Origin of the sequence: Lysinibacillus louembei (assembly GCF_033880585.1) — a bacterium.
GTDB classification, from domain to species: Bacteria; Bacillota; Bacilli; order Bacillales_A; family Planococcaceae; genus Metasolibacillus; species Metasolibacillus louembei.
Window position 1 is genome coordinate 714909 of sequence record NZ_CP137624.1, and the last position, 21690, is coordinate 736598.

The window sequence follows — 21690 nt, forward strand, 5'->3', positions numbered from 1 at the left end:
TTGTTTTTCGCATCGCTGTTAAGCTAGATGAGCCTGTGAGTTTAAATAATGAACGATCTTTTCCTCATTCCTCAATTCAATGACATGCAGCTCTGTATCCCCTGTATGAAACAGCCATTGCTCCTCTATTGTCTTTCCTAACAAAATATTCAATAAATGTAGCAACGTTCCGCCATGTGCAACAAGCGCTATACATTGTAAATGCCCATAATCATGTAAAATGGTATATAACGCTTGCTCCACGCGAGAGCGAAATTGCAATTGTGATTCACCACCCTCAATCGCTATATGCAATGGACGTCCCCCCTCTGGCAATGGATATTTGATGAGTGCTTCCTGTCGAGACACTCCAGCTAATACACCGTTATTGTATTCCATCAAATCACCTTCAATAGCAACCTCACATCGACACTGCTCACTTAAAATTTCCGCTGTTTGATATGCTCTTTGGAGAGGACTTGCAATGATCGTATCTATTTGAAAATGAGCTGCAACAAAGCTAGCTAGTTTTTTGACTTGTTCTATACCTAAATCTGTTAAAGGAAAATCCACCCTGCCTTCATGCACTTCTAAAATATCAGCCTGTGATTGTCCATGTCTAATAAGCAATAATTTCAATATATATCCTCCTCAAAAATCAATATAGTAAATTATGTATTTGAAAGCGTTTTATTGTAAATAATTTTATAAGATGAAAGCAAAAACATTGACCCTATAGTTACTATAGGGTTTATTCTATATGAAGTACAATTTATAATAGGAGAAAAATTTTTATGTTTGAGAAAAGTTCAAAAGTCACCTTAAGTATTTTATTAATTAATTTATTTATTGCCTTTCTAGGTATTGGCCTCGTCATTCCTGTTCTTCCAACAATTATGAATGAATTAAATATAAGCGGCTCAGTGGTCGGCTATATGGTTGCTGCCTTCGCTATTACACAGCTCATTATCTCACCTATCGCAGGAAAATGGGTAGATCGTTATGGTCGTAAAATTATGATTGTAATTGGGCTATTTATTTTCGGCTTCTCAGAGTTTTTATTCGGTATTGGAACTACTGTATCTGTTCTTTTCATATCTCGTATGCTTGGTGGGGTCAGTGCGGCGTTTATTATGCCTGCTGTTACAGCCTTTATCGCTGACATTACAACAGTGGCTACACGTGCGAAAGCTTTAGGCTATATGTCTGCGGCAATTAGTACAGGATTTATTATCGGGCCTGGTATCGGTGGATTTTTAGCAGAGCTTGGCACACGCATTCCGTTTTATGCAGCAGGAGTTTTAGGGGTTGTCGCAGCAATTGGCTCTATGCTATTGCTGAAGGAACCAACGCGAGCAGAGGCTGAACCTGTGGAGCAAGGCGAGGAACAAAAGTCTGGCTTCCAGCGCATTTTTGTACCAATGTATTTAATCGCCTTTTTAATTATTTTTATTTCTTCATTCGGCCTAGCTGCCTTTGAGTCATTATTTAGCCTTTTCGTTGACCATAAATTCAGCTTTACACCAAAGGATATCGCCATCGTTATTACAGGTGGAGCAATTGTTGGTGCAGTAGCGCAAGTTGTCTTATTCGATAGGCTAACGAAGCGTCTCGGTGAAATTGCAGTAATTCGCTACTCGCTTATCTTCTCGACATTGCTTGTTTTCATTATGACTGTCGTTAACTCGTATATGGCGATTTTAATTACAACATTTTTAGTATTTGTTGGCTTCGATTTAATTCGCCCTGCTGTTACTGCTTATTTATCAAAAATTGCAGGAAATGAACAAGGCTTTGTTGGAGGCATGAACTCCATGTTTACGAGCCTTGCTAATATTTTCGGCCCAATTATCGGTGGTGCATTGTTCGATAAAAACTTTGACTACCCGTACTATTTTGCGGCTCTCGTACTGGGTATCGGTTTTATCATTACGATTTTCTGGAGAAAGCCAAAAAATTATAGCAGCTATTAAATATTTGAAAAGCTTGAGCCAGTTCCAATTTTGCTCAAGCTTTTTACATGCTCTCGAATATGTTGAAGAAATATCGGAAACAATAACTATCTGCTTGTTGAAAAATAAAACTTGAAAAAAGCAAGAAATTTCTGCATTATAGTAAGTATAAAGTACAATAAGGTGCAAATTTCCTTTGCGCCTTTATTTACTAAAAAGGGGGATTTATATTATGACAAAAACAACTGAGGTTATTACACAAACTGAAAATTTCGGTGCAAATAACTATCATCCACTACCGATTGTTATTTCAGAGGCAGAGGGTGTATGGGTAAAAGACCCAGAGGGCAATAAATATATGGATATGTTATCTGCTTATTCAGCAGTTAACCAAGGTCACCGTCATCCTAAAATTATTGAAGCATTAAAGAAGCAAGCAGATCGCGTAACATTAACATCTCGTGCATTCCACTCTGATCAGCTTGGCCCTTGGTATGAAAAAGTAAGTAAATTAACAAATAAAGAAATGGTATTGCCAATGAACACAGGTGCAGAGGCAGTTGAAACAGCAATTAAAACTGCACGTCGTTGGGCATATGAGAAAAAAGGTGTTGCGGAAAACCAAGCACATATTATCGGCTGTATCGGCAACTTCCACGGTCGTACAATGGCAGCTGTTTCTTTATCATCAGAGGCAGAATATCAACGTGGCTTCGGTCCATTATTACCAGGCTTTAGCTTAGTACCATATGGCGATATCGAAGCATTAAAAAATGCTATCACACCAAACACAGCAGCATTTATCGTAGAACCAATCCAAGGTGAAGCAGGCATCCTTATTCCACCAGCTGGCTTCTTAAAAGCAGCAAAGCAATTATGTGAAGACAACAATGTACTATTTATCGCGGACGAAATCCAAAGTGGTCTTGCGCGCTCTGGTAAAATGTTTGCATACGAATGGGAAGATATTACACCAGATATTTTAATTTTAGGTAAAGCACTAGGTGGCGGCGTATTCCCTATTTCATGTGTTGTTGCAAACCGTGACATTTTAGGTGTATTCAACCCAGGCTCACACGGCTCAACATTCGGCGGAAACCCACTAGCATGTGCAGTATCTCTTGCAGCACTTGAAGTAATCGAAGAGGAAGATTTAGCAGCACGCTCACAAGGCTTAGGTGACTACTTCCAAGAAGCACTTCGCCAAATCGAGCACCCTGCCATTAAAGAGGTTCGTGGACGCGGTCTATTTATCGGCTTAGAATTACACGAAGCAGCACGTCCATATTGCGAAAAATTAATGGAGCGCGGCTTATTATGTAAAGAAACACATGATACTGTAATTCGTTTTGCCCCGCCATTAGTTATTACAAAAGAAGAATTAGATTGGGCAATCGACCAAATTAAAGCAGTGTTTTAAAAAAGGTGCCAGGCACAGAAACAATTCTGAATTGTTTTTGTGTCTGGCATTTTATGATTAAAAATTCAACAGTTATGATATAACACAACCTATTTTCACAAAAAATGTTAAAATAATTAGAGGCGTACCGAATTAAATTTCAATTTTAAGGAGGCTTTATCATGACGACATCATTTATTTATAATGTAGTTCCCTTCGGTATCATTTTATTATTAGTCTATGCTTTCATTGATATATTTTTAGATTATTTTAGAAAATCTCAGACAGACAAAGTGCACCGTTTTGTATTTTATGGATTTCTTTTTTATTTAATAAACCTTGTTCAAATTAGATGGGGTGGGCTCATTTTCCCTGCTAAAAATACAGATACACTAAATGTTCTCGTCTCCTCCAATGCTAGCAAAACAAATACTATTTATGAAACACTTTATACTGTTGCAGCTAGTTACCATTCGTTAGCGATTATTTACAATATGCTATTATGGATTCCAGTAGGCATATTTGCTGCGCTTCTTTTCAATAAACAGCCTTTGAAGAAAAGCCTTGTCATTGTACTGATTAGTTGCTTCTCCCTAGAATTAATGGAGTTTGCTTTAGCGTATTTTGGTTTTATTTTTAAAAGTACAAGCCTATTAAATATATTAACATTAGCAGGCTCTATGCTAGGGGTGGTTATAGGTACGTGGATAGTGAAAACACTTCCTCTGACGCGACGAGCAGCATATTAAAGTGCCAGGCACAGAAACAATTCAGAATTGTTTCTGTGCCTGGCACTCATGTTTTGCGACTTCGTATAAATGCCTCTAACGCTCCTGTTCCGATTAATACCCCAACAATAATTAACAAACAGCCAACGACTTGATTGATACCAACTGGCTCCTTCAATAAAATAGCCGTTCCGAGCAAGCTAAACAATGTGTTGAAATTACCAAAAATCGCTGTTTCAGCTGCACCTATTTTAGCGATTGCTGAGTTGTAAATTACATGCCCGATAGCTGTTGCAAAAATGGCTGATACTAATAGTAAAATGATAGCCTTTGGTGCGACGGTGGTAAACGTGATAAATTGTGCAGGCTCTATAATCAACGCGAGCAACAATAAAACAAGTGAGCCGCTCAGCATCATATAGCCTGTTAACACAACTGGATTTAATGTTTTCGAGGCCTTACTGATCACTAAAAAGCTAAAGGCTTGAGCTAGAATCGATAGGAAGACGAATAAATCGCCTAGTGCCACACCTGTAACACCCTCTCCCCCACGTAGCACAGCCATGATAACACCAAATGCGCCAATAACAAAGCCGACAAAACGCTTCCAGCTCATTTGTGTAAAACCAAAAACAATTGCTAGTATGGCTGTTAGCAACGGGCTAAAGCCTAATATAATACTGCCCTTTACTGCGGAAGTATTGGCTAAGCCAAATGCTAGCAAGCCATGGTGAAGCACGACACCTAATATGCTTGCCGTCATCACCGCATATATATCGCTACGCGTAGGTTTTTGCAGCTTTTTCAAAAGTGCTAAAATCCCAACGACCGTTATCCCTGCAATGAAAATGCGCACAGCTGTCATTGTTAAGGGGCTAAAATAAGAAACGAGCAGCTTTAAAGCTACAACATTTAAGCCCCAGGCTAGCATAACAACTAATAAAATGAGGTAAATTTTCGCTTTCCCCATATCATTCCCTTCTTTCTATTGATAAAATCTCGTACAATTAGAAACATCTTAACATATTTCACCAAGGAGTGAGGATGATGATTAAAACTCTTTTCATTACAGGCTACCGCCCACATGAGCTTGGTATTTTTAATGACAAACATCCAGGCATTGAAATTATTAAAAAGGCGTTAAAAAATAAATTGCTAACATTGCTCGATGACGGTTTAGAATGGGTGATTGTTAGCGGACAATTAGGTGTTGAGCTGTGGGCAACTGAGGTTGTTCGTTCATTAAAGGAGCAGTACCCAACACTTAAATACTCCGTCATTACACCATTTTTAGAGCAGGAGAAAAATTGGAACGAGCATAAGCAGGAACTATATCAACGAATGATTTTACAGGCTGATTTCGTAACAAGTGTGACGAAGCGACCTTATGAGGCTCCATGGCAATTCATTGAAAAGGATAAATTTATTATTGATAACACGGATGCTATGCTGCTCGTTTATGATGAAGAAAATGAGGCTTCTCCAAAATATGTGCTCAACCTTGTGAAAAAATATATGGAGCAGCATGACACTTACGAGCTTTTCACAATAAATGCTTACGATTTACAAATGATTGCAGAGGAAATGCAGCAGGAAAATTGGTAGTATGCGCATCTTTTCATATCAGGAAAATTTGATATAATACAGGCAAAGCAACATAATTAGGAGGCTCTCACTATGATGAAATTAGAAATGACAGTCGAACAGCAGCCGCTCTATATTTCACACGACACATATCGCAGAGAATGCCGTTATACGCGTGGCATTCATATCCCCGTTGATGAGTTCTCTCAAATTATTAACCTGATGGAAGAAGATACGAAGCTGTACTTTGAGTTTCATAATGTAGCGAAAAAAATTGAGCCTGGTATTTATTTGAATGGACATTCAAGCCTTGCAAGACAAATTGATGATTATTATAAAAAAATGAAAAACACTGAGATTATTGGTCTTAACAATGGTAAGGATTTTTATGTAAAGCTAACATAAAAAGGAAGGTTGGGCATTTCCCCAACCTTCCTTTTATTTTTTCCGTCCAATCATATTAAAGAGAATGTTCAAGACGATTGCAGTGACAGAGCCACAGACGATACCATTTGATGTTAAAATATTTATGCCATATTCCTTAGGTAATGATTCAAACAGCTCTGGTACAACAGCTACGCCGATACCAAGCCCAACTGCAATAGCAACGATCATCGCATTTTCCATTGATTTTGCGATTTCTGGTGCAAGCATTTTAATGCCTTGTGTAATAACCATACCAAACATCGCTAGCATTGCTGCTCCAAGTACAGGTGTTGGAATAATTGTCGTTAATGCCGCAAGCTTCGGTAAAAAGCCTAATGCAACTAACATGCCACCTGTAATGAAAATTACTTTGCGGTCACGCACGCCAGATACTTGAATTAAGCCAACATTTTGCGAAAACGTCGTATACGGAAAGGCGTTAAAAATCCCACCGATAATAGAAGCTAAACCTTCTGAACGATAGCCTCTCGCTAAATCCTTTGACGTCAATTTTCTATCACAAATATCGCTTAGTGCATAATAAACACCTGTCGATTCCACAAGCGAAACCATCGCTACTAACGTCATTGTAATAATCGCTGATGTCTCAAAGGTTGGTGTTGCTAAATAAAATGGCATTGCCACATGCAACCAAGATGCTTCGATCACTGGTGTAAAATCAACCTTCCCCATAAACACAGCAATAACTGTGCCAATAACTAGCCCTAGCAATATGGCAATTGCACGAATAAAGCCATCAAAAAAGCGGTAAATCAATATAATAATTAATAATGTGATAAAGGCTAAGCCAACATTAGATGCTGATGCAAAATCCTCTGCTCCTTGTCCGCCACCCATATTGTTAATTGCTACAGGGATAAGACTAACCCCAATAATTGTGACAACAGAGCCTGTCACGACAGGTGGGAAAAAGCGCACTAATAAACCAAAAATACCTGAAATTAATACAATGATAATACCAGAAGCAATAATGGCACCATAAATTGCTCCTAAGCCACCTGATGAGCCGATTGCAATAATCGGACTTACCGCTGTAAAGGTACAGCCAAGTACAACAGGTAGCCCGACACCGATATATTTGCCCTTCCATACTTGTAATAATGTTGCGATACCGCACATCATAATGTCTATTGCGACTAAATATGTCATTTGTGCTGGTGTGAAATTAAGCTCTGCACCTATAATTAACGGCACTAAAATTGCGCCTGCATACATCGCAAGTAAATGCTGGATACCTAATGTTGTTGCCTTAAAGCCGTTCATAAAAAGTTTGACCTCCTACAGTCCTAATCGAAAAATTCGACTTTGCCGTTTGCTAATGATTTAATATTTGCTAATGATTCGATACGCAAGCCTTCTTGACGCAGCTTGTCGCCACCTTGCTGAAAGCCCTTTTCAATAACAATGCCTGCACCAACAATATGTGCACCTGCTTGCTGGGCAATATCAACTAAGCCCTTTAATGCCTCGCCATTTGCCAAAAAGTCATCGATAATGACAACGCGGTCATCTGCTGATAGGAAGTTTTTTGAAACTGAAATTTCATTTACCTCATTTTTCGTGAAGGAATGAACTTGTGCTGAATATAAATTATCTGTTAGCGTTAACGATTTACGTTTGCGTGCAAAAACGACTGGTGCGCCAAGCACTAAGCCTAAAAATGTAGCAGGTGCGATACCAGAAGATTCAATTGTTAATACTTTCGTAATAATTTCATCGCTATAGCGATTCGCAAGCTCTTCTCCTATTTCCTGCATTAACATCGGATCGATTTGGTGATTCAAGAAAGAATCCACCTTTAATACAACATCCGATAATACCTTTCCCTCTTGCTGAATTTTATCTTTTAAAAGCTTCATGTCAAAGCTCCTCCTTTTGAAATAATGAAAAAACTCGAAAGGCTATCTCCCTGCATAAGAGAAGAGCCTTTCGAGTTGAAGTTACTGAAAGAACGTATAACAAAATAGAGACCAATGCCTTTTTTGTTACTTCTTCTCATAGTCGACCTCTTTACGGGATGTCGGTAGAAACTTACGAGCCATATTCTCGTTATTATATGAGTAAAATAAATTAAATTAAAGAACGTCCCAATTATACGCACCTACTTGCTTGAATGCAAGAGCAGAAAAGCAAAAATTTTATTGGAATTATTTGTTTGCTAGCTTAATTGTCGTTTGTAATTGCTCCTTGAACGCTTGAAATGCCTTACCTTCTTTGCCATAATAGCTCATGCTGCGGCATGCTAAAACTTTCACGGTATTGCCATTTTTGTAGCGAAGCTCAGCAAAAGCACCAAGCTCCTCTAGCTCCTGCACTTTACTTATTTGGCTATAATGATCTGTTAGTTGCTCAGCAAAGCTTGCTCTAAACTGCTGGACGGCCTCTGTACCATGTAAAATCATCCATTGTGGCTGAAACTCCTCCAAAACCTCTTGGAAAATAGCTTGTCCTCTTTTATATAAAGCAGGACTTTCCTTCTGTGCTTGCTTAAGCTCCTGCGCATTCTGCACTTGCAATGTGTTAACATACGTAGCAACAGCTTGCTCATTTACTTGTTGCGCCAGCCATTCTATAAAATAAGTCGTTCCGAGATACTCTCGCGACTTTTGCTTCATCTCATAGCCATACATTTCATCAAATAGCAGACCATTTACTAATGCATCGATATAGACACCTTCATCTGTCGTATTACTATCAATTTTTGGTGCAGCGAATGCACCTACCACAAATATTGCTGATTTATATGGATTGCCATCCACTTGAAATGGTCGAAACGCTAAGCGTGCATCGCCCTCTGTTACCCATGCTTTTATTTTTTTATAAAATCCTGTCGATACTGCCATTTGCTTCACTTCCTTCGAACAATGATTGCTTGCATTTTAGCATACTTTCAGCGCTGTTGTAAGCAACCTTTTAGAAATCGCTATCCAGTTGCTATATAATGGAGTAATTATGAACGACGAGGAGGATCGAAATGGATTCGCACCATACAAATAAAAAAATTACTAAACAAACATGGCTATTCGTCATAGCCATTTTTCTAATTGCAACAACTTTGCGTACACCGCTTACTGTCGTTGGACCTGTCATCCCATTTATTCGAGAGGATTTAGGAATCTCTAACGGATTAGCAGGCTTTTTAACGACAATTCCCTTGTTAGCCTTTGCCATCATTTCACCATTCGCTGCACCGATTGCACGTAAATTTGGAATGGAGCATACGCTGGTTTATTCTGTCATTTTATTGGCCGCAGGCATTGTTTTACGCTCTACAGGATATACAGCCTTGCTTATTGGTGGTACCGCATTAATCGGAATCGCAATCGCCTTTGGCAATGTGCTTATTCCTAGTTATTTCAAATTGAAATTCCCTTTACATATCGGACTTTTAATGGGTATTTATACAGTATCAATGAATGCTTCCGCCGGGTTAGCTGCTGGCATAAGTCATCCTATTGCCGCTGCATCAACAGGCTGGCAAGGGGCGCTTGGTTTTTCCGTCATTCTTTGTGTAACAACGATGATTGCATGGTTGCCATTATTACGTAGCAATAAAGTAGAGACAATGACACCAAGCACGAATCAGCAACGCACAAAGCTTTCTCGCTCTGGGCTTGCTTGGGCTGTCGCTTTAACAATGGGGCTGCAATCTTTCTTTTTCTATTCTCTAGCTACATGGCTACCGGAAATATTTGTGTCACAAGGTATCGCTCCTGAAAATGCAGGCTGGATGGTTACAGTTATGCAGTTTGCGCAAATTCCGATGACTTTTATTATGCCGATTATTGCAAGCAAGCTTTCTTCTCAGCGTCCTATCGCTATATTTTTTACAATTTGCTATCTTATCGGCTTTACAGGGCTATGGTTGGAATGGACTAGCTTAGCGATTGTTTGGATGATTTTTTTAGGCTTTGCAGGTGGTGCTTCTTTTGGCTTATGTATGATGCTCTTTACATTGCGAACAAATACAGCCTATGAGGCCGCTGAATTATCAGGCTTTGCGCAATCTATCGGCTATTTACTCGCCGCTATTGGTCCAACTGCGCTAGGCTATATTCATGATGTAACGGACAGCTGGTTTGTTCCAAATGCGACTTTTCTTATCATTACAATCATGATTTTTATTACTAGTATGATTAGCTCTCAAAATCGCACAATCTAATGCGAACATTTGTGCTTTTTGTGATATAATGAAAGGTATCATTATAGTAAGGAGTACAAATTTTGAAAAAAAGAAAGAAAAAACGTAAAACGAGCTTCGTCACTTCATTGCTTCAATTGTTGTTATTAGCTGCCGGTGCTGCTGGCTGGTATTATACAAAAACGTGGAAAGGCATTGTAGCTGCCATTGTTATTTATTGCATTGTCCTTATTTGTGGCACGATTTGGTTTAAAACGAGACGACTTGCCCGCTTACGCAAAGCAGGAATTAAAGAAGTGGATGCGATGTCTGGCGAGGAATTCGAGCAGTTTTTAGGTCAATTATTCAAACGACGTGGCTATAAAGTTTCTTATACCGCTACTTCTGGTGATTACGGAGCAGATTTAATTTTAAAGGACCGCAAAGACATTATCGCCGTACAAGCAAAGCGCTATAGCGGCACAGTCGGCGTAAAAGCGGTGCAGGAAATTATCGGGGCGGTTAAAATGTACAATGCTACAGAGGCGTGGGTTGTTACAAATAGCCATTTTACAAAGCAAGCAATTAAGCTGGCGAATATTAATGATGTCTACTTAGTTGACCGCGAAGAGCTGATTGATTTGATTTTGAAAAAATAATAAAAGCCGTCTGAATTGGATGTTCAGACGGCTTGCTTTTTATTTATCTAACTTGAAAACGACATTGCCAATGCCCATTTCCACATTTATATTAATTGTTACTTCCTTATTGCCATATGCCTCATTCACATAAGTATCCTTGCCTTGTGCAATAAAACCATCAATATCGACTGAGCCAATTCCCTTTTCCACTGTAATTTTTACTCCTACCTCTGATGGTAGAGTGACAGTCGTTTGTCCAACACCTGACTCAATTGTTGTATCAAAGCTTTTTTCCCAATCGCCACCTAAATTGACGGATAAATCACCAACACCTGTTTCAATTTCTAAATTTTCAAGCTGTAGCCCTTGTAAATCAAGATTTGCAACAGCAGCCCCTGTCTCTACATACAAATTCATTGGTACATCTTCATTTAGCTTCAAAGCCCAGTTACTTTTTATTTCAGAAAGTGCAAGGTTTTTCGAGCCTTTTTGTTCAATTGTAAGCTCGCCTGTATCGCCAGCTAGCTTATAACGAGTATGTGGTGCCAATTTCTTTTTATTATACTCTGCAACGCCTTCTAGCCATTGCTCTGCACCCTTGGCAACTGTCACTTCACCTACACCAAGCTCAAGATTAACATCTAACTGCTTCGCTCCATCTTTCTCAACAACAATGGCTTCCTCCTCAGTTTTGCTAGGCAAAATAGAGCTACACCCCGCTAACATGGCAATCGAAACACCAAGCACTACTAATTTTTTCATTTTTATATCCTCCCTCTACATACTTTATCTGTTACTTTCAGTATATAGAAGCTGTATTTTTCTAGAAACCCTCCTGCGGTGGAATTGCAACTACGTCTTAAGGCTGATATGGTGATTTTTGATAAAAATAGTTCGGCTTGTTAATATCATTCGACATTGGCTTATGATAAATATGTGTCGTAGCTGGTGATAGCGGCGGAATTAACCATGTCCAATTGCCTGTCACTTCGCGATTTGCTGCTTGCTCCTGCTGCTCGAAAAGCTTAAATTGCTGTGCTGCTGTATGATGATCGACAATGCTAACCCCTGCCATTTTAAAGGAGTGTAGTACAGCAATATTTAACTCAACTAATGCTTTATCCTTCCATAAAGAGCTGTTTGATTCACGTGCGATGCCGATAATATCTGCTACAGCAGGCAGCATATTGTAGCGCTCCACATCAGCAAAATTGCGTGCGCCAATTTCCGTCCCCATATACCAGCCATTAAATGGTGCTGCTGTATAGTCAATCCCGCCACAGTTCAAGCGCATACTTGAAATAATTGGAACGGCATACCATTTCAACTGTAGCTCCGCAAAATGAGGATAATCTGGATGCGTTATTTCAACTTCTAGCACATGCTTGCGCGGAATCTCAAAGCATTTCGGCTTTCGGTCATCTACTTGAATTACTAATGGCAAGACATCAAAGCGTGTTCCTTCTCCTCGCCAGCCAAGCTCCATACACATTTGCGTAAACTGTAGTGAATCTGAATCACCAACTATACCATCCTTTGTTTCATAGCCTGCATAGCGAATCAGCTGATGATTCCAAATTCTTACACGCCCCGCAGCAAAAACCGTTTGTGTTGGTCGAATTTTCCCACCATTAGTCGCAAAATCAATATGACGCAGCAAGGCTTCGAAAATAGCTTCTTCCTCTAATAAATGGCGCTCGTCAAAAACATGGAGCGACTGCCAAAAAAGACGCCCAATGCATTTATTGCTATTGCGCCACGCAACCCGTGCACCAAATGTTAACTCCTCTGCCGTTAGCTCATACGGTCTCTGCTGTAGTCGCTGCGTTAGCCATTCGTCTGTTTTTTGATATTCTTTTTTATATAAATTGAAAAAATCATACATTTCCTGTTGCTTCATTATTCCATCCTCCACTCACCTTCATTGTAGAAGATGCGTAAAGGGAAACCAATGCTTGATGCACGTCGCAAAACATGTATTTTTCATATATGACTAAATTTAGTCAAAATAAGGATAGAGAATTAAAGATTTATCAATTACTATAAATAAAAAGGGGGAATGGAAATGATTTGGATTATTTTAAGTATCGTCATATTTTTTATCGGGTTTTTAACGCCAATTAGTGGGCTATTTACACTTCCGATTAGTGTGGCATTAATGATTTGGGGGATTTTCGTATTATTTAAAACTAAGAGAATCACACGGTGATTAGAAAAATAATAAGGTTACTGATTCCTGCTTTTTTCACTATCTTTTTTATAAGAGAAATATTCGTACGAGAACATAGGTCTTTCAAAGTACCTGCTATTTTGCTAGCAATCGTTACTGTATGTGCACTCGTACAAAATATATTGGCATTTAAATACCATGCTAAAGAGAATACAAGTGAACCAATATTATTGAAGAAAATCATTGGATTACTTGTTTTTTCTGTCATTATTATTTTGTTCCCCCAAGTAATTTTCATAGAAAGTCATTGGCTTTTCAAAATACCTGTGCTGCTGCTTATCTTTTACGCCCTTTTGCAATTCGTTCACTATCTAAAAGATAAGAGAGCTGCCTAAATACAAGCCTTTAGGCAGCTTGCTTTATTGCTCAGGCAAATAATTCACCTGCCAAATGCCATCTGCTGTTTTCGATAAACCAAAAAAAGCTCTTTTATATTTCGTAAAAATATAGGCCTTGTGATTTTCTTCAATTTTTTCATAAAGTTGCGTATGCTTAAAAGCAGGGTTGCTTTTTAAATCGCCTATGTCTTGACTAAATTCCTCAAATGTTGGTTTTACACTCTCTTCATTGATTAATTCATAAATGACTCGTATATCATTTTGCTCCATGGCAAATTGATATAACTGAAAAACTTCATGTGGTGCAAGATTAATCAGTAAAGCCTTATTCAATTCCTGTGAAAACTGAAGATATATTTTTTCAAGCTTCTCATCCAGTAAAAGCTTGCCCTGCTCATTTAAAGTCAGTTGAAAAGTAAATAAATGCTCATATTCAGCCCAATCAGTTCCCAAATCCAATATATTTGTATCTTTCGCTAAATAAGCATCCTTTATCTTCTCTAATCCTTTAATTGTGATAATTGCAGGTACATCTATATAAAGCTCTGGCATGTCACGTAAAACTTTCTCTGCACTAGGTGGAAACATAATTTTAGTTGAAGCCTTAATTGCCCCTCTTAATTCTGGATAATCTTCGATAGATTCTTCATTTACTTGAAAGTAAAATACGTCATTTTCATAGTGAATCATACCTAATAAATCACCTCCAAAATTAGCCAAATTGGCATTTTTATCTGATGGAATCAGTTGGAGTAAAGCAAACAACATTAGGTAGCTCGTCAGCAAAATTGTTGCGATATAAAATGAGTTATTTTTTTGCTTAGCTTTTGTATTCTGCTGAATTTGCTTTCTCGTATTTTCGATAATTCTCCTTTTACTACCTTGCATTGCCTCAAAGCGTTTAAATTGCCATTTACTCATGTGAAGTCCACTCCTTCCAACTTTTCTTTCAAAAGCTCCCTACCTCGTTTCAACCTAGATTTTACCGTGCTTTCAGGTGTCGCTATAATTGCTGAAATCTCCTTTGTTGTAAATCCTTCAAAATAATAATACGTAATGATTTCCCTAAATTTTAACGGCAGTGCCAACACTTCTTCCTCTAATGCTGAGGATTCATAGAGGATGTCTGTTATTTTTAAAATAGGTAGCTTTTTATAAAGGACAAGTTTTCGATACGCCCAACTCTTTAAATAATCTTTACATTTATTGGAAGTAATTTTAGTAAGCAATGCCTTTAATTCTTCGTGTGCTTGGTGATTGTAGGTGTAATAATATTTAATAAAGACTTCCTGCACAATGTCCTCAGATGCTTGCACATCCTTTGTGTAATAATAGGCAATACGAAATAACAGGTCGGTATATTCATCCATCACATCTTCTAAATGATTCATTTTCGGCCTCCTCTCACTACTATAAACGATTCTCACCATCGAAAAAGACGAATAATTTTTTTAGCGAATAAAAAAATGCTCCTCATTTTCAATGAATATAATGTGCGCTCAATATTGTTAAAAAATATGTATGATTCCCCCCTAAAATATTGCTCCTCTCCCCTTTGATTACAATTAGAAACAGAACCTTAATTTTGCCATTCCCTACTCCTGTTAATTACAATTGCGGTACGTAGATTGATACGATGTTATTACCTTGAGGTAAGACACTATGCTATAGCAAAAAATTCAAATACCTAAATCTTTACCTAGTATAGTCTACGAATTTTCTATTAATATTGAATCATAGTAGACAGAAGAAAGGACTATTTAATGATGAATGTAAATTTTAAAAAATGGCTATTAATCAGTGCAATTTTCATTACAGGGTTCACAACAATAATCTTCCCATTAGAAAGTTATGCTGCTGCTAAGAATGAAATTTCAAATGATTCTATTAATATGATTAAACAAACAAATAGTGAATTGATTTATGAAGTTGAACAAGATGGAGTGCTTTTACGTTACGAAGAGGAAATCCAAGAATATGAAAATAAAACGGAAGTCAAAACTAAAATCTATCAAGTAAATAATGGAGAAAAGGTATTAATAGAGGACTCTAAGAAAGAGTTTATAGAAACAAACTCTTTCATTGAAATTATTAAAGATGATGAAAGTATCTTTTTTGATTTAGCAGAATCAAACAATGTTGAAATAGCCCTCATACAACCTTTCGCTTATAGTAGTTGGGTCAATTCAATGGTGTTAGGCTCCAAGCTCGGATATCGTAGAGATTTATCAGCAAATTATGGAGATGCGAAATATAGCTCCATGACTAAATCGAAAATTAAGCTTAATGATGCAAATTTCGATTCTTTTAAATCCCAAGTTGATGCTTTACGAAGTAGGGAATCTACTTTTATTTTTGAAGCAACAGCAGTGAGTGCTATAATTCATATAATCGATAAAGGTTTTACACAATGGTCAATTGGTGATCTTTTTACCCTTGCAAAAAAACTTGCTGTACCTGTTAATATAGCTTGGGAAGTTGCTCATTGGGTTTGGGACTACAACAAAGCTATTAATGCATGGTATGATATACCTGTAAAACATACAGGTGGGTTTTGGGGTGATTAAAAACGATAATGTCCTTTAGAAGAATAATAGGAATACTCATCCCTGCTTTTTTCACAATTTTCTTCATACGTGAAATATTTGTGAGGGAGCACTGGTCCTTCAAAATACCTGCAATTTTAATTGCTGTAGTTACTGCCATAGCGCTAGTACAAAATATAGCAGCTATAAAATACGGTGATGTAAAAAAGCATGATGAGCAGATATCTTTTAGCAAAACAATTGCATTGTTGGTTTTCGCTTTTCTTATACTGCTTTATCCACAATTAATATTCGTAGAAAGTCATTGGCTTTTCAAAATACCAGTATTTCTAATGTTAATTTATGCAATTTCAAATCTTTTACTTTATATAAAGAACAAGAACTCTAAAAATAAGCATGACTAAAACCGTCTGAAAAGTGTGCAAATGCACAGCTTTTCAAACGGTTCTTTGCTTTTTTAGAATGCTTTCAACTATAAATCAAGTTCTCAGTTGCCAATAGTTCTTATATACCTCGAGCTCAACGCCGTCAAAAACGCATAGGTTACAGCTTTCACTGTTTGTAGCTCGCTCGTGTCACGATGTGGGTCGATGCACACAAAGTCCATCGCACGAACCATTTCATATTTGCCCACTTCATATAGTAAATCAAATAGCTCGTCTGTACGCATTCCGCCTGGTGTTGAAGCAGGTACACCTGGAGCGTAGGCAATATCTAGCACGTCAATATCGACCGTTACATAAATGAAATCCACTTTCTCTTGCAGTGCCGCCATGACCTCAGCAATTTGTTGCTGTGCCCCTTTGCTGCGCATTTGCTTCAGTGTAATCATATTGACACCATAATGCTTAGCTGCCTCAATTAAAGATGGTGCATTATAGAAGCCGTGCAAGCCGATATTGTAAACATCCTCACCTTGCACAACGCCAGCCTCTAGTAATTGGCGAATTGGCGTGCCGTTTGATGGGCCGTTCGATAAATCGCGTAAATCTAAGTGTGTATCAAACTGTAAGATGCCGACACGTTTTCCTTCACGCAATGCGCGTACAAGTGGCGCTGTGATAGAATGGTCGCCACCGATTGATACGTAAAAGCTTTGCGGATGCTTTTGCATCACTTCCTGCATCGCTTCCTCAATATTGCGATGACATTGTAAAATATCCGTCGTATGCATTTTGACATCGCCAATATCTGCAACACGCAAATCACGAATATCGACTTGCTCATCAATATAGTATGTTGTGAATAGCTCCCAGCTTTTGCGGAAGGCGCTCGGAAATTCTGAGGCTGCTGATGCGCTAATGGATGAGCGTGATAATGGCACACCTAGCACAACAACCTGTGGCTCCTCTGTCATTTCCGCTACCGGGCATATCCAGTCCTTGACCTTTATATCCTGCCCATCTTGGCGCTGCCATTTAAAGCTTGGTTGTACAATTACCTCACTCATACAAGAACGCCATCCTTCACAACGACTTGACCACCTTTAATAACTGTATGTGTATGGTTCATGCCATAGAAATATTGCATTTGCTTATAGTTTGGTACGTTTAAAATCACGATATCTGCTTTTTTACCAGCCTCTAATGAGCCAACTTCATCGCCACGATTAATTGCATATGCTGCGTTGATTGTCGTTGCTGTAATAACCTCCTCCATCGTCATCCCCATATTTAAGCATGCCAAGTTTTGAATAAATGGCAGGCTAATTGTTGGCGACGAACCTGGATTAAAGTCTGTTGAAATGGCAACAGGTACACCTGAATCGACCATTAAACGCCCTCGTGCAAAAGGTGCACGTAGGAAGAACGCTGTCCCTGGTAAAAGCACAGCGATTGTGCCAGCCTCAGCCATGCGACGAATCCCCTCATCTGAGGCAACAAGTAGATGCTCCGCAGAAATAGCACCAACCTCTGCTGCTAACTCTGCCCCCTCATATGGCTCGATTTCATCAGCATGAATTTTCGGCGTTAAGCCTAATGCTTTACCCGCTAATAAAATGCGGCGTGATTGCTCTGGTGTAAAGACGCCATGCTCACAAAATACATCGTTAAATTCAGCTAAACCGAGCTCCGCTACTTTTGGCAGCATTTCCTCGATAACGATATCAACGAATTTGTCGCTGTTCTCCTTATATTCCTTCGGGACAGCATGTGCACCCATAAATGTTGAAACAACATCTATGGCATGCGTTTCCTGTAGCCTTTTCGCGACAGTTAATTGCTTATATTCCGTTTCCCAATCAAGACCGTAGCCCGATTTTGCTTCAACCGTTGTAATACCGTGCTTTAAAAACGTATTTAAATGCACATACGTTTTATCGTATAGCTCATCAAAGCTCGCCTCACGCGTTTTTGTGGTTGTGTAATGAATACCGCCACCAGCATTCATAATTTCCATATATGTTGCACCATTTAAACGCATATTAAATTCGTTTTCACGTGTACCACCATGTACTAAGTGTGTATGTGCATCAACGAAGCCTGGTAAGACGATTTGCCCTTTCGCGTCAATCACTTCTGCACTTTCTACTAATGCTGCATAATCGCTTTTTAGCTGCTCAAGGGGAGCAATCTCGACGATTTCCCCCTCGGCCACTAACACTGCTACGTCTTGTAGCACATTGATTTCTGCCATTTCCTCTTTGATACGAGGCTCTTTTTTCTCACTCGCTAATGTCACGACTTCATTTGCATTGATAATTAATAACGCCATTTTCTCAGTCCTTTAACATCGGCATTTGTACGCCTTTTTCTTTTGCTGTGCGAATTGCAATATCATATCCTGCATCGGCATGGCGCACAACCCCCATACCTGGGTCTGCTACTAATACTCGTTTAATTTTTTCCGCTGCTAGCTCGCTACCATCTGCTACAAGCACTTGACCTGCGTGCTGTGAGAAGCCCATACCTACGCCACCGCCATGATGTAAGCTTACCCAGCTTGCACCGCTCGCTGTATTCACAAGTGCATTTAATAGCGGCCAGTCTGACACTGCATCTGTACCATCACGCATTCCTTCTGTTTCACGGTTCGGTGAAGCTACAGAGCCTGAGTCTAAATGGTCACGACCGAATACAATTGGTGCTTTTAGCTCACCATTTGCTACCATTTCGTTTACGCGTAATGCGAAGCGGTGACGGTCGCCATAGCCTAGCCAGCAAATACGTGCAGGCAGCCCTTGCCATTTCACCATTTTTTGAGCCATATCAATCCAGTTGACTAAGCCTTCATCCTGTGCGAACATTTCCTTCGCTAACGCATCTGTTTTGTAAATATCCTCTGGGTCACCAGATAATGCAGCCCAACGGAATGGCCCTTTACCTTCACAGAATAGTGGACGAATGTATGCTGGTACGAAGCCTGGGAAGGCGAAGGCATTTTCAACACCCATTTCCTGCGCATATGCACGAATATTATTGCCGTAGTCGAATACTTCCGCACCCTTCTCTTGGAATTCTAACATTGTGCGCACATGCTCTGCCATTGTTTCCTTCGCTTTTTGCTCATATGTTTTCGGGTCAGCCTTGCGCAGTGCAAATGCTTCCTCTAAAGTCATGCCATTTGGTACATAGCCGTTGATTGGGTCATGCGCTGATGTTTGGTCTGTTACGAAATCTGGAATAATGCCACGATTTAATAGCTCACGGTTAACATCTGCACAGTTGCCTACAAGACCGATTGATGCAGGCTCATTTTTCTCACGTAGCTCGTTGACTAACGCAATCGCCTCATCTACTGTTTCTACTAAATAATCACAGTATGCTTCTTTGATTTTACGCTCAATTTTCGCACGCTCTACCTCTACTACTAGAATGACTGCCCCAGCCATTTTACCTGCAAGTGGCTGTGCACCACTCATACCGCCCATACCACCAGTTAAAATGAATTTTCCACGTAAATCTGCTGAGCCAAATACTTTTTTACCAGCCTCTACAAAGCTTAAATACGTCCCTTGTAAAATTCCTTGCGCTCCGATGTAAATCCAGCTACCCGCTGTCATCTGTCCATACATCATTAAGTCGCGCTCTTCCAGCTCATAAAACTTATCCCAATTTGCCCATTGTGGCACTAAATTGGAGTTCGCAATTAATACGCGTGGTGCATTTTCATGCGTGCGGAATACTGCTACAGGCTTCCCTGATTGCACAATTAATGTCTCATCATTTTCAAGCTTCTTTAATGATTCAATAATTTGCTCATAGCTTTCCCAGTTACGTGCCGCTTTACCGATACCACCATAAACAACTAGCTCATCTGGATTTTCCGCTACTTCAGGGTCAAGGTTGTTCATCAGCATGCGCATTGCTGCTTCCTGTGTCCATCCTTTACATGTTAATTCATTTCCTCTTGGTGCTTTAATGTTTGTTTTAAAAGCCATTATCAATCTCTCCCTTTAAAATAATAAAAATGCAATTGGTGTTACTAAAATTAACGTTAAAACTACGCGTTCAAACCAAATAATAATCATTTGACGAATAGATAACGGAATGTCTGTTGATAAAATAACTGGAATAACAGCCGAGAAAAATAAAATGGCTGATATCGATACAACTGCTACAATAAATTTCGTCACCATTGCTGCCTGTGTTACGACTAATGCAGGTAAAAACATTTCTGCAATTGATAACGATACCGCTTTTGCTGCAAGCATTGGATCTGGTATTTGCAATATATAAGTAAATGGCACAAAGATATACGCAACGATATCAAAAACAGGTGTATACGTTGCAAGTACCACTCCTAATAAGCCTACTGACAAAATGGAAGGAATAACCCCCATCGTCATAATGAGTCCATCTTTCAAATGAAGATATAAATTCTTCATTAGTGGCGGTGTTGCGTCAACTGCCACCATCGCTTCATGCCATGCTGTTTTCAAACGGTCCTTGCGTACAATCACTTCTGGTTGATGTGTTGAGCCTTCATAGCAATCGTTACTCATGGAGCGTAGCGGGTAAATTCTCGCAGTGATAGCGGTTACAATAAAGGTAATGACTAAAGTCACCCAGAAGAATGCGTTCCAATGCTCCATTAAATCAAGCGTTTTGGCAACAACGACCATAAATGTAGCTGATACAGTTGAAAAGCCTGTTGCAATAATTGCCGCTTCGCGGATCGTATACTTCCCTTCTTTGAAAACGCGATTTGTTAATAATAGTCCGACTGAATAGCTCCCTACAAACGACGCTACAGCATCGACTGCTGAACGTCCCGGTGTTCTAAACAGCGGCTTCATAACGGGCTGCATAAATACCCCAATAAATTCTAATAAGCCATAGCTAACCAATAATGCTAAAAAGATTGCACCAATTGGAATCAAGACCCCTACAGGCTTAATCAGCTTTTCCATTAAAAACGGGCCAATATCAGGATTAAACAACCATGCTGGGCCGAAGCCAAAAATTAGCATAATACCAGCAGCTAATCCGCCAATCTTGAAAATAGATAATATAATGTCAACTTTCGATTTTTTCCACTTGCCTGTAACAAACGGATATAACGCCCCAAGGACTAATATGAGAATAATATAAACATTGATTACTTGTGGAACATTTGTCGAAAGAAACGTTACAATATGATCAATTAAAATAGATGACTTTCCTTGCCATTCAAACGTTACAAAGAAACTAAATATCCCAATCAAACTACACACAATCATTTTCACAGCTTGTTTAGGGCGAAACCCTAGGAGCTCTGTTTGTTGATTAGTTGTCATTCTATCC

At 39.1% G+C, this 21690-nt stretch carries 23 protein-coding genes and 1 riboswitch; of the genes, 10 read left to right on the forward strand and 13 right to left on the reverse strand.

Features of this window, described 5'->3' with window-relative positions; translation table 11 throughout:
* Window positions 1-18: 18 nt before the first annotated feature.
* The gene (locus R6U77_RS03455) at window positions 19-618 is read right to left on the reverse strand and encodes a histidine phosphatase family protein (protein WP_319837452.1); all 600 of its coding nucleotides are present in this window, start codon (window positions 616-618) and stop codon (window positions 19-21) included.
* 155 nt (window positions 619-773) lie between these two features.
* Between R6U77_RS03455 and norA the strand changes: the two genes are divergently transcribed.
* The 3 genes from norA (at window position 774) to R6U77_RS03470 (ending at window position 4079) form a co-directional block, all read left to right on the forward strand.
* On the forward strand, window positions 774-1952 hold the full coding sequence (norA, locus tag R6U77_RS03460) for a multidrug efflux MFS transporter NorA (protein ID WP_319837453.1): 1179 nt from the start codon (window positions 774-776) through the stop codon (window positions 1950-1952).
* Between the two features lie 211 nt (window positions 1953-2163).
* A complete protein-coding gene (locus R6U77_RS03465; protein ID WP_293925955.1) occupies window positions 2164-3351 on the forward strand; it encodes an ornithine--oxo-acid transaminase in 1188 nt (395 codons plus the stop codon).
* Between the two features lie 161 nt (window positions 3352-3512).
* Window positions 3513-4079, forward strand: a complete 567-nt coding sequence (locus R6U77_RS03470; protein ID WP_319837454.1) for a hypothetical protein — start codon at window positions 3513-3515, stop codon at window positions 4077-4079.
* A 46-nt stretch (window positions 4080-4125) separates the two neighbouring features.
* On the opposite strand, the gene R6U77_RS03475 is transcribed toward R6U77_RS03470, so the two are convergent.
* Window positions 4126-5028, reverse strand: coding sequence for a DMT family transporter (locus R6U77_RS03475; RefSeq protein ID WP_319837455.1), 903 nt, complete (start codon window positions 5026-5028; stop codon window positions 4126-4128).
* Window positions 5029-5105: 77 nt separating this feature from the next.
* Between R6U77_RS03475 and R6U77_RS03480 the strand changes: the two genes are divergently transcribed.
* Both R6U77_RS03480 and R6U77_RS03485 read left to right on the forward strand, forming a co-directional pair.
* Complete coding sequence (locus R6U77_RS03480; protein ID WP_319837456.1) at window positions 5106-5663, forward strand: SLOG family protein; 558 nt, start codon at window positions 5106-5108, stop codon at window positions 5661-5663.
* Between the two features lie 72 nt (window positions 5664-5735).
* On the forward strand, window positions 5736-6047 hold the full coding sequence (locus R6U77_RS03485; protein WP_293925964.1) for a hypothetical protein: 312 nt from the start codon (window positions 5736-5738) through the stop codon (window positions 6045-6047).
* A gap of 33 nt (window positions 6048-6080) precedes the next feature.
* Here R6U77_RS03485 and R6U77_RS03490 read toward each other — a convergent pair whose 3' ends face one another.
* The 3 genes from R6U77_RS03490 to R6U77_RS03500 all read right to left on the reverse strand — a co-directional run bounded on the left by R6U77_RS03490 (window position 6081) and on the right by R6U77_RS03500 (window position 8932).
* Complete coding sequence (locus tag R6U77_RS03490; protein ID WP_319837457.1) at window positions 6081-7352, reverse strand: nucleobase:cation symporter-2 family protein; 1272 nt, start codon at window positions 7350-7352, stop codon at window positions 6081-6083.
* Window positions 7353-7375: 23 nt separating this feature from the next.
* Window positions 7376-7948, reverse strand: coding sequence for a xanthine phosphoribosyltransferase (locus R6U77_RS03495; RefSeq protein ID WP_319837458.1), 573 nt, complete (start codon window positions 7946-7948; stop codon window positions 7376-7378).
* A 119-nt stretch (window positions 7949-8067) separates the two neighbouring features.
* Window positions 8068-8169: riboswitch (purine riboswitch) on the reverse strand.
* A gap of 67 nt (window positions 8170-8236) precedes the next feature.
* On the reverse strand, window positions 8237-8932 hold the full coding sequence (locus R6U77_RS03500) for an RNA 2'-phosphotransferase (protein ID WP_319837459.1): 696 nt from the start codon (window positions 8930-8932) through the stop codon (window positions 8237-8239).
* 131 nt (window positions 8933-9063) lie between these two features.
* Between R6U77_RS03500 and R6U77_RS03505 the strand changes: the two genes are divergently transcribed.
* Entirely contained in the window at window positions 9064-10251 is a 1188-nt protein-coding gene (locus tag R6U77_RS03505; protein ID WP_319837460.1) for a CynX/NimT family MFS transporter, read from the forward strand.
* A 62-nt stretch (window positions 10252-10313) separates the two neighbouring features.
* A complete protein-coding gene (locus tag R6U77_RS03510) occupies window positions 10314-10868 on the forward strand; it encodes a restriction endonuclease (protein WP_319837461.1) in 555 nt (184 codons plus the stop codon).
* A gap of 39 nt (window positions 10869-10907) precedes the next feature.
* Here R6U77_RS03510 and R6U77_RS03515 read toward each other — a convergent pair whose 3' ends face one another.
* Together R6U77_RS03515 and R6U77_RS03520 are read right to left on the reverse strand one after the other, a co-directional pair.
* Entirely contained in the window at window positions 10908-11612 is a 705-nt protein-coding gene (locus R6U77_RS03515) for a toast rack family protein (RefSeq protein WP_319837462.1), read from the reverse strand.
* A 97-nt stretch (window positions 11613-11709) separates the two neighbouring features.
* Entirely contained in the window at window positions 11710-12750 is a 1041-nt protein-coding gene (locus tag R6U77_RS03520) for a nitric oxide synthase oxygenase (protein ID WP_319837463.1), read from the reverse strand.
* A 165-nt stretch (window positions 12751-12915) separates the two neighbouring features.
* On the opposite strand from R6U77_RS03520, the gene R6U77_RS03525 reads away from it, so the two are divergent.
* Together R6U77_RS03525 and R6U77_RS03530 are read left to right on the forward strand one after the other, a co-directional pair.
* Window positions 12916-13059, forward strand: coding sequence for a hypothetical protein (locus R6U77_RS03525; RefSeq protein ID WP_293925978.1), 144 nt, complete (start codon window positions 12916-12918; stop codon window positions 13057-13059).
* Entirely contained in the window at window positions 13056-13415 is a 360-nt protein-coding gene (locus R6U77_RS03530; RefSeq protein WP_319837464.1) for a hypothetical protein, read from the forward strand. The genes R6U77_RS03525 and R6U77_RS03530 overlap by 4 nt, the downstream gene beginning before the upstream one ends.
* Window positions 13416-13439: 24 nt before the next feature.
* Here R6U77_RS03530 and R6U77_RS03535 read toward each other — a convergent pair whose 3' ends face one another.
* Together R6U77_RS03535 and R6U77_RS03540 are read right to left on the reverse strand one after the other, a co-directional pair.
* Window positions 13440-14339 carry a hypothetical protein gene (locus R6U77_RS03535; protein ID WP_319837465.1) on the reverse strand — a complete coding sequence of 300 codons (900 nt, stop codon included), beginning with the start codon at window positions 14337-14339 and terminating at the stop codon, window positions 13440-13442.
* Complete coding sequence (locus tag R6U77_RS03540) at window positions 14336-14809, reverse strand: sigma-70 family RNA polymerase sigma factor (protein WP_319837466.1); 474 nt, start codon at window positions 14807-14809, stop codon at window positions 14336-14338. The genes R6U77_RS03535 and R6U77_RS03540 overlap by 4 nt, the downstream gene beginning before the upstream one ends.
* Window positions 14810-15181: 372 nt before the next feature.
* Here R6U77_RS03540 and R6U77_RS03545 point away from each other — a divergent pair, with 372 nt between their 5' ends.
* Window positions 15182-15985: a hypothetical protein gene (locus tag R6U77_RS03545; RefSeq protein ID WP_319837467.1), complete on the forward strand. Its 804-nt coding sequence runs from the start codon at window positions 15182-15184 to the stop codon at window positions 15983-15985.
* A 466-nt stretch (window positions 15986-16451) separates the two neighbouring features.
* Here the strand turns inward: R6U77_RS03545 and R6U77_RS03550 are convergent, their stop codons facing one another.
* Genes R6U77_RS03550 through R6U77_RS03565 form a run of 4 tightly spaced genes read right to left on the reverse strand, consistent with a single transcriptional unit; the run spans window position 16452 to window position 21683 of the window.
* Window positions 16452-17414 (reverse strand): agmatinase family protein, encoded by a 963-nt coding sequence (locus R6U77_RS03550; protein WP_319837468.1) that lies wholly within the window; start codon window positions 17412-17414, stop codon window positions 16452-16454.
* The gene (hutI, locus tag R6U77_RS03555) at window positions 17411-18679 is read right to left on the reverse strand and encodes an imidazolonepropionase (protein WP_319837469.1); all 1269 of its coding nucleotides are present in this window, start codon (window positions 18677-18679) and stop codon (window positions 17411-17413) included. Before hutI ends, R6U77_RS03550 begins: the two co-directional genes overlap by 4 nt.
* 4 nt (window positions 18680-18683) lie before the next feature.
* Window positions 18684-20345 carry a urocanate hydratase gene (hutU, locus tag R6U77_RS03560; RefSeq protein WP_319837470.1) on the reverse strand — a complete coding sequence of 554 codons (1662 nt, stop codon included), beginning with the start codon at window positions 20343-20345 and terminating at the stop codon, window positions 18684-18686.
* 15 nt (window positions 20346-20360) lie between these two features.
* Window positions 20361-21683 (reverse strand): YjiH family protein, encoded by a 1323-nt coding sequence (locus tag R6U77_RS03565; protein ID WP_319837471.1) that lies wholly within the window; start codon window positions 21681-21683, stop codon window positions 20361-20363.
* Between the last annotated feature and the right edge of the window lie 7 nt (window positions 21684-21690).